General features: G+C 71.3%; 8 protein-coding genes. 2 read left to right on the top strand and 6 right to left on the bottom strand.

The window, feature by feature from the left end:
- Nucleotides 1-45 precede the first annotated feature (45 nt).
- A complete protein-coding gene (locus C1N81_RS12360; RefSeq protein WP_394428839.1) occupies nucleotides 46-1059 on the bottom strand; it encodes an alpha/beta fold hydrolase in 1014 nt (337 codons plus the stop codon).
- A 225-nt stretch (nucleotides 1060-1284) separates the two neighbouring features.
- Between C1N81_RS12360 and C1N81_RS12355 the strand changes: the two genes are divergently transcribed.
- The gene (locus C1N81_RS12355; RefSeq protein WP_394428838.1) at nucleotides 1285-1830 is read left to right on the top strand and encodes a hypothetical protein; all 546 of its coding nucleotides are present in this window, start codon (nucleotides 1285-1287) and stop codon (nucleotides 1828-1830) included.
- 108 nt (nucleotides 1831-1938) lie between these two features.
- Here the strand turns inward: C1N81_RS12355 and C1N81_RS12350 are convergent, their stop codons facing one another.
- Entirely contained in the window at nucleotides 1939-2343 is a 405-nt protein-coding gene (locus C1N81_RS12350) for an FKBP-type peptidyl-prolyl cis-trans isomerase (protein ID WP_394428837.1), read from the bottom strand.
- A 166-nt stretch (nucleotides 2344-2509) separates the two neighbouring features.
- Here C1N81_RS12350 and C1N81_RS12345 point away from each other — a divergent pair, with 166 nt between their 5' ends.
- A complete protein-coding gene (locus C1N81_RS12345) occupies nucleotides 2510-4702 on the top strand; it encodes a DEAD/DEAH box helicase (protein WP_394428836.1) in 2193 nt (730 codons plus the stop codon).
- Nucleotides 4703-4738: 36 nt separating this feature from the next.
- Here C1N81_RS12345 and C1N81_RS12340 read toward each other — a convergent pair whose 3' ends face one another.
- From C1N81_RS12340 to C1N81_RS12325, 4 genes are all read right to left on the bottom strand, one after another.
- Nucleotides 4739-5122 carry a MerR family transcriptional regulator gene (locus C1N81_RS12340; protein WP_394428835.1) on the bottom strand — a complete coding sequence of 128 codons (384 nt, stop codon included), beginning with the start codon at nucleotides 5120-5122 and terminating at the stop codon, nucleotides 4739-4741.
- Nucleotides 5123-5158: 36 nt separating this feature from the next.
- Complete coding sequence (locus tag C1N81_RS12335; RefSeq protein ID WP_394428834.1) at nucleotides 5159-6202, bottom strand: MDR family NADP-dependent oxidoreductase; 1044 nt, start codon at nucleotides 6200-6202, stop codon at nucleotides 5159-5161.
- A gap of 103 nt (nucleotides 6203-6305) precedes the next feature.
- A complete protein-coding gene (locus C1N81_RS12330; protein WP_394428833.1) occupies nucleotides 6306-6824 on the bottom strand; it encodes an RNA polymerase sigma factor in 519 nt (172 codons plus the stop codon).
- Nucleotides 6825-7003: 179 nt separating this feature from the next.
- The gene (locus C1N81_RS12325; RefSeq protein ID WP_394428832.1) at nucleotides 7004-8410 is read right to left on the bottom strand and encodes a phthiocerol/phthiodiolone dimycocerosyl transferase family protein; all 1407 of its coding nucleotides are present in this window, start codon (nucleotides 8408-8410) and stop codon (nucleotides 7004-7006) included.
- Nucleotides 8411-8585 lie beyond the last annotated feature (175 nt).

Raw genomic sequence — 8585 nt, 5'->3', positions numbered from 1 at the left:
CGAGCGCGGGCTCCGCGTCCGCGCCTGACGAGGCCCGAACGCGCGTTACGTCGCGCTGCGTTCACCGGCCTCGCTGTACGCGCGTGCCACGGCGCGCGCGTGCTTCTCCTCCGGGTCCGGGCGTCCCGCGCGAAGCAGTTCGCGCCACTGCTCGACGCTCCAGTCGCTGGGAGCGGTGGTGGCGATGAAGTCCTCCAGGACCCGGACGAACCGTGCGGGGTCGGCGTGGTGCGGGAAGTGCCCGGCGCCGGAGAAGATCTCAAGGCGGCTGCCGGGCATCGCCTGGTGCGCGAGGTGGGCGTGTGCCACGGGCAGCACGCTGTCGCGGTCACCCCAGATGAGGAAGGTGGGTATGCCCTGCGTCAGATAGCAGCGGTCCAGCATGGTGACCACTTGGCCGCGCCAGTCGACGACGGCCCGCAGCGTCCGTGTGAAGGCGGCGCGGGAGCTCTGGTCGGGCAGGGCGTCGACCACGTTCACGAGGTCGGCCGCGTCCACACCGAGCCCGGTGTCCAGGAGCCGGAGGGCGCTGATGAACGCGCCGATCTGCCACCGCGCCCCGGGCACCTTCAGCAGGCCCAGCGCGAGCCCCGCACCAGGCAGCGTCGCGGCCCGCAGGATGGGAGTGACCTGGCGTCCGACCCCGCCCGTCGAGACGAGGACGAGTCGGTCGACGCGCTCGGGGAACTGGTAGGCGAACTGCATGGCGACCCCGCCGCCGAAGGAGTGCCCGACGACGGTGACGCGGTCGATGCCGAGGACGCCCAGCAGGTCACGGAGGCCGTTCGCGTACGCGGCGACCGAGTAGTCGGCGCGCGGCTTCGCCGAGTCACCGTGCCCGAGCAGGTCGGGAGCGAGAACGGTGTGCCGGCGCGCGAGGGCTGCGATGCAGTCTTCCCAGTGCGCGGAGGTCGCACCGACGCCGTGGACGAGCAGCACGGCGGGTCCTTCCCCGGTGATCCGGTAGGCGCGGCGGTAGCCGTGGACGGTGGAAAAGGCGAGCGTGCCGCCCCCTCGCGGCGCCCACGCGACCGACCGCGGCTCAGAACGATGCGCCAAGTCCGTTCTCCCCGTGAGCGGTTGCCCGCAGGCGCGCGACCCCGTTGCCCGGGACCCGTACGCCGAGTGTACGAAGCACGGTGGGGCGGAGGGTTTCGTGGGGGTTGCGGCTGGATTCCGTTCCGAATCGCCGCGGCATGCCCGGCTTTCCGAGCTGTCCAAGTGGTGGCGCGCCGCCATGCGGCAGATGTAACCTCGTCTCTGGTTCGGAGAGAAGGAGACATTGTGGCAACACGTATCGATCTGACCTACGGGGACGACGGAAGCCGGGAGCACGTTGTGCTCTCGTCCGACCAGCTCGCCCGAGTGGTGGCTGCCGCGCTCTGCGGTGAGGCGTTGCTTCCCGCGCAGGCGCGGCCCCATGAACTGTGGCGCGACATCGCTGCCCTGACCGACCTCATGGGACGCCTCGGGGAAGCGCGGGAGAAGGCCATCGTGGCGGTGGACGAGACCGGCGCCGTTGACCGGGACGCCCTGGGCATCGCCGCGAAGATGGGCGCGGCCAAACTGTACGAGCTGCTGGAACGGCACGGCCGGCCACGCAATCAGACGCGGCTCACGCAGGTGGAGGCGCTGGAGAGCCGGGTGATCGCCGAGGCCGGAGAGTGGGACCCGGCCCGCGTCATCGACACCGTGAACAGCTACGGGTGGGACCTCGATGAGAAGCGGGCTCGCGCGCTGCTACGCACGCTGAGCGAGCAGGAGGTGCTGGAGAAGATTCCGGGCCGCCGAGGACGCGCCGTCTACCGTATCCCCGGTGCCCGGGACTGACGGTACTGCCCGGCCCCGCGACGAGCACGCTCGACGACAGACCGTCCACTCCGGCGCGGGTGGCGAGGTCGGCGCGCGCCGTGGCGAACAAGAGCCGTCAGAAAGGGACTAGGCGTTGCTCCACCCGGCTGTCCCGGAGTACGAGTCCAGCAGGTCCACCACGAAGAGCAGGGTCGAGCCCGGTGGGATCAGTGGTGAGGGTGACTGGTTGCCGTAGCCGAGGCGTGGGGGGACGATGATCTCGCGCCGGCCGCCGACTCTCATCCCCTTCACTCCTCGGTCCCAGCCTTTGATGACCCGGCCGCCGCCCAATGCGAATTTGAACAACTCGCCCCGGTCCCAGGACGCGTCGAATTCCTTGCCGGACTCCCAGGTGACTCCGACGTAGTGGACCTTGACCACCATGCCGGGTTTCACCTCGGGCCCGTCGCCGACGATCAGGTCCCGGACGGTCAGCTCGGTAGGGGCGGCACCCTCCGGGACGTCGACCTCGGGCTTTGTCCGTTCACTCATCGTCGCCTCGTCACTTTCCGCTGGGCCCGGGCACGGACCGACCGGCGGCATGGACGCCCATGCCGCACATGGTCACGTTACCGAGGAAGCGCCGCGCCGATCGCGCCGCGTTGTCGGTGGGCGGTGGGAGGATGCGGGGGATCCGGGGAGGACGGGGGCGGAAGACGTGGGGCGTGGCGAGCGGGAGGTCCTCGCGCGGGGGACGAGGCTGTGCGAGGCGGCGCGGGCGGTGGTCGCCGATCATGGTGCCGCGGCGGAGGCGGTGTCGGCGGCGTTGCGGCCGCTGTACGAGGCGGTGGTCGAGCGGGAGTTGGACGCGATCCCCGTTGCGCGGCTCCAGGATGTCACCGAGGGGCGGTTGCGGCTGGGTGGCGTGGAGCAGAGTGGCCTGAGCACGGTGGGTGCGGTGCTTGCCGCGGGGGCGTACCGGCTGCGGCAGATTCCCGGGGTGGGGCAGCGCACCGTCGACCGGATGCTCGCCGCGGCGCGCCGGCTGGCGGATGCGGTGGAGGAGACCGTGGCCGTCCACCTCGACGTGGACCGGCCGGAGCCGCGGACCACGGCGCTGGTGCGGGCCCTGTCCGTCCTGGTCGAAGCGGGCCCTGGGGCCCGGCATGCGGTGGAGCGCGCCACGGCGTTGTCCGGTCGGCTCAATCCGCTGTTGGTCGAGGCGGCACCGGCCGCCGGGCAGCTCAGGATGTTGCTGGCGGGGCGGGACAAGCGGGCGCGTGCCCTGGCCGCCGTCGATGAGATCCGCGCGTTGGTGGGGGAGGCCGAGCGGGCCGGGGTGCCGGAGGAGTTGGCTCAGGCCTCGGTGGACCTGCTGCGTGGCCCCGCGTCCGAGGCCGCCGCCTGGGTGGACTTCGAGCTGCGCTCCACCGAGTACTACAGCGTGCTCGCCGACGTCTCCGGGCGGCCGCCTGATGTGGCTGCCGCTCAGGGGTTCCTGCCGGAGGAGGTCACCGAGCGCGTCCGGCGCCAGCAGCTCGACGACACCCGTCTGCGGGTCTCCTTGCGCGGCTATCAGGCGTTCGGTGCGCGGTTCGTGCTCGCCCAGCGAAAAGTGATACTCGGCGACGAGATGGGCCTCGGTAAGACCATCCAGGCGATCGCGGTGCTCACGCACTTGGCGGCCGAGGGGCAGAGCCACTTTCTGGTCGTCTGCCCGGCGAGTGTCCTGGTCAACTGGGTGCGGGAGATCGAGGCCCGCGGCGCGTTGCCGGTGCGGGTGCTGCATGGCCCCGAGCGGCATGACGCGTTCGCCGACTGGAAGGGGCGCGGCGGGGTCGGAGTGACGACGTTCGAGGCGCTGCGCGGATTTCCGGTGCCGGGCGGCGGTGAGGTGGGGCTGCTCGTCGTCGACGAGGCGCACGTCGTGAAGAACCCGGCGGCCAAACGGTCGCAAGCGGTGGCCCAGTGGGCCGAGCGCTGCGAGCGTGTGCTCTTCATGACGGGGACGCCGATGGAGAACCGGGTCGCCGAGTTCCGCAACCTGGTCGGGATGGTCCACCGCGATCTCGCCGACTCACTCGCCCAGGGCGACGCCGCGGCCGGGTCGGTGGCGTTCCGCAAGGCCGTCGCCCCGGTCTATCTGCGGCGCAATCAGGTGGACGTGCTCACGGAGCTGCCGAGCCTGCAGCAGACCGACGAGTGGGAGGAGCTGAGCGCGTCCGACGAGGACGCCTACCGCGAGGCCGTCCGCGCCGGAAACTTCATGGCGATGCGCAGGGCCGCGTACATGTGCCCCGAGAAGTCGGCCAAGCTGGACAGGTTGCGCGAGATCGTCCGGGAGGCGGGGGAGAACGGGCAGAAGACGGTGGTCTTCTCCTACTTCAGGGACGTCCTGGGGGCGGTCGAGCCGGCGCTCACGTCGGCGGAGTCCGGCCTCGCCGTTCTTGGTCCGCTCGACGGGAGCGTCCCGGCCGCGCGACGGCAGCGGATCGTCGACGACTTCACGGACGCGGCCGGACCTGCCGTGCTCCTCGCCCAGATCCAGGCGGCCGGGGTCGGTCTCAACATGCAGGCCGCCTCCGTCGTCGTCCTCTGCGAACCGCAGATCAAACCGACCCTCGAACACCAGGCGGTGGCCCGGGTGCACCGGATGGGCCAGGTCAGAGCGGTCCGCGTGTACCGGCTGCTGGCCACTGGAGGCGTGGACGAGCGGCTGGTGAAGATCCTGGCGGCCAAGACCCGGCTGTTCGACGCGTACGCCCGGCGCAGCGCCGTCGCCGAGGCGACCCCGGACGCGGTCGACGTGTCGGACACCGAGCTGGCTCGCCGGATCGTGGAGGAGGAGCAGGCGCGGCTGGGGGTGACGGACACAGGTGTGGTGGTGCCCGGCGATGCTGCTGACGTCTGAGCTCTGCCGACTCCAGCAGATCCGGCCGCATCTCGGTCAGGAGATTTCGGCTTCGGCCGGCTCCGGGAGTTGACGTAGCAGTCTGTCCCGCAAGGCGGTGAGGCGGGAGATTTCTGCGTTCAGGGCGTCGACTCGCTGCTGGACGATGCCTGGGGCGGAGCCGGGTACGGGGGCCGTGCAGGTGCGGTCGGGGTGGGCGATGAGGAGGTCGATGCGGTCGGCGCAGGCCTGCACGTCCGCCACGGTCAGGCCGAGTGAGAGTAGTTGCCGGACCACGCGGACTCGGGTCAAGTCCTGTGCGGAGTAGTCCCGTTGGCCTGTCGCCGTGCGGCGTGGGGGCGGGAGGAGGCCCCGTTCCTCGTAGAAGCGCAAGGCTCGCGGGGTGGTTCCGGCGGCTGCCGCCGCGTCTCCGATGCGCATGCGAGCCTCCCTCGTCGTGGGGGTGCGGGGCGACTGTCAGATGCTCACTACCAGGGTTCCGAAGTGTCGTCCCTCGTGCAGTTCCTGCAACGCCTGCGGAGCCCGTTCGATGCCCGGCAGCGTCACGCACGGGTAGACGATGTCGCCCGCGCGGAGCCAGTCCGTGAACCGGTCGCGCCACTCCTCCTCCACCCCGGGGTGATCGACCGTCTGGTAGCCGAGCAGCGACACGGAGCGTTTGACGAGGAGGAACGTGTCGATCGCGGCCGGTGAGACGCCGCCGGGAAGCGCGGGGTCGAACTGACCCGACAGCGCGCCGACGATGCCCACCCGGGCGCCGCGCCGTGTCACCTCCAGCGCCGCGGTCAGCTGTTCGCCGCCGACGTTGTCGATGATCACGTCATAACCGTCCGGGGCGGCCTCGGCGAGTCGGTCTCGAAGCGGTACCGACGACCCCGGCGCCTGTCCCGGTTCCGGTGTCACCACGGCGTCGTAACCCAGTTCCTGGCGTAGTCGCTCCGCCTTGGCGGGGGTGCGCGTCGTGCCCACCACTCGTCCCGCACCGAGCAGTCGTGCCACCTGACCGGCCAATGTGCCGACTCCGCCCGCAGCGCCTGTGACCAGGACGGTTTCGCCCGCCTGCAACCGTGTGAGCCGGGTCAGCGCCCCGTACGCCGCGGAAGCCGTGGACAACAGTGCCACGGGGCTGGGGTGGTCGGCGGGGACGACCCCTACGGCGCCTGCGTCGACGACCGCGTACTCGCGCCAGCCGAGCAGGTGGGTGACGAGGGTTCCGACCGGGATGCTCGCGACGCCTGGGCCCGTTGCCACCACCTCGCCCAGTGCGGGGCCGAACAGTGGGTCGCCCGGCTTCAGTGGTGGGAACGGGAAGCCCTCGGCTTCGCGGGAGATCAGTGTGCGCAGCCCCGCGAACACCAGGAAGTGTGTGTTCCGTACGAGTAGTTGGCCGGCTACCGGGCTCGGGATCGGGGTCTCGGTGACCCGGAAGTGTTCTGGGCCCGGGAGCGCCGAGGGGATGGCGGCCAGTCGTACCTCTCGGCCGGTGGACGGTGCGGGCATGGGTGACCTCCGGAGACCGTTGGGGTGTGCGGTGTCCGGACGGTAACCCTTGACGTGCGGGTGAGGGGCAAGTCGCTTCGCGCCGGGGCCGGCACGGGGGTTCTTACGCCGCCGAAGGCTGCCACGCCTCCTGGAAGCGGCGGCGGGCGCGGTGCAGGCGGGAGCGGACTGTGCCGACCGGGAGGGAGAGGGTCTCGGCCATTTCCTCCTCGTTCAGGCCGTACACGCGCAGGGTGAGGACCTGGCGGTGCGGTGCGGACAGGCGGTCCAGGACGTCGCTGATGTGCACGGCGTCCAGGGGGTTCGTCGCCCGGCCGACCTCCACCTGCGAGTACGCCGTCTCCGCGCCGCGTCGTTTCGCGGTGCGGACGGCCTCGCGGACCGTCACCGAGCGCACCCAGCCGTAGAACGCCGCCGGTTCGCGCAGTGATCCCAGGCCGCGGTAGATCGCCAGAAGGGCCTCCTGCGCGGCGTCGGCCCCGTCGTCGTGGGTGATGGACCGGCAGATGCGGGCGACATACGGGGCGATGTCGGCGAGCAGGCTGTTCATCGCACGCTCGTCACCCGCCTGGGCACGCCTGAGCAGCGCCGGGAGAGTGGGGATGTCGCTGACGGTGTTCATTTCGCGGGAGCGCTCCTCAGGGAAGCCCGGTGGGGCAGGTGTGGCGAGGTGGGTGCCGCTCGGTGCGGTGCGGTGCGGTGCGGTGCGGTGCGGTGCGGTGTGGTGTGGTGCGGACCGGTCCGGACTGGTTCGGTTTGGGCCGGTCCGGTCCGGACTGGTCCGGTGCAGCTCGGTGCGGTTCAGGGCGCTTCGGCTCTGCCCGCGGTCGCCGGTACGGGGTCGGTGTCCGCGTCCGCGTTCGCCGCGAACGCGAGCAACCCCTCCCGGACGTCGTCGCGGAACGACCCCATGAACGACGCGCTGAAGCAGGACGTGAAGTGCGGGAACTCGACGGCCAGGCGGCCCTCGAACGAGACCACGCACGCCATCACGGGGCTGCGGCCCGCCTGCGGGAAGTAGTTCTCGCGGGCCGGGACGAGGCGGACGTCGGTCGCGCGCAGGTCCTCGGGGAGGCGGGGGCCGGGGACCACGCCCATGTTCGTCACGATCACCGTGCTCAGTTGCAGCGTCGGGTGACGGGGGATCTCCGGCATGATCCGGAGCTCCTTGACGTGGTCACCGTTGTCGATCGCGTCCGTCAGGCGGGTGTGCAGGGTGCGCGCCAGCGTCAGCGGATCCGTCTCGGGGGAGATCTCCACCGTCTGCAGGTGGGTGGCCACCGCGGCCACCATCACGGAGGCCGGCACCGGCGGGGTCAGCCGCGAACGCAGGTCCACGGGTGAGAGACAGCCCAGCACGCGGGGGGCGTCGCCGTCGCCGTCCACGCGGAGGCGGGCCGCGCGCACGACCGCCGCGCTCACCAGCCCGTGCACGGAGACGCCGGCCCGGCGGGCCACCTGGCGGAGCCGGGCCGTTTCCTCCAGGCTCAGCGTCAGCCGACGGGTCTCGATGTGGCCCTCAGGGGCGGGCTGCTCGGCCGTCGGGCGCGGTACGTCGTACGGGACGAGGTTCACCTGGTGCGCCGCTGCCTGCTCGACGCGCTGTTCGAGGTACTTGGCCGTGTCCGCCTCGTCGGCGTGCGGGAGCAACTCGCTCACGGGGCGGGGCCATGCGAGGTCTTCGTCCTCTTCCTCTTCCGTGGAGCCGGTCGTCGAGACCCCCTCCGACACCAGGTTCCGGTAGCCGTCCCAGAGGCTGTTGTGCAGCGTGATGCTGCTGTGTCCGTCCGTGATCGTGTGGTCCACCACCAGGACGAACAGGTGGTCATCCCCTTCCGGCGCGCTGACCAGCACCGCGCGGGTCAGCGGGCCCCCGACCGGCAGCGCGGCGTTCAGCTCCGCCGCGTAGGCGTCCGCGAGGTCGCCGGTACGCGTGAGCAGCCGGGGCCTCTCCTCCTCCGTGAGCAGCCGCAGCACGTACCCCGACGGGCCGCCGGGCGCGATCCGTGAGCGCAGTGTCGGATGCGCGGCCGTGATGGCGTCGAACGCGGCCGACAGGGCCTCGACGTCGACCCTTCCGCGCAGGGCGCAGGAGAGCACCGCTCTGCTGCGCTGGCCCACGTACAGCGCCTCGGCCGGACACAGGGCGCGTTCCGATCCGTTCGGACCACTCAGGTCACCCGAACCGTTCGAGCCGTCAGTCATCATCTCGTCCATCGTTTTCCGCGTCCGCGCTTTCAGGAGGGATAAGGAGGGATAAGGAGGGATAAGGAGGGGGCAGGCAGATAGGGAGTCGAATCCACCGCGCCGACCGGGCAGTCGGAGATCCGATCGGGTGGTCAGGAATGCGGCTTCGCCACGACAGTGCAACGGCGGCAAGCGC

This window comes from Streptomyces sp. SGAir0957 (genome assembly GCF_043523415.1).
The sequence above is the reverse complement of the archived record's forward strand: the minus strand, read 5'-3'. Positions and strand labels throughout refer to the sequence as shown.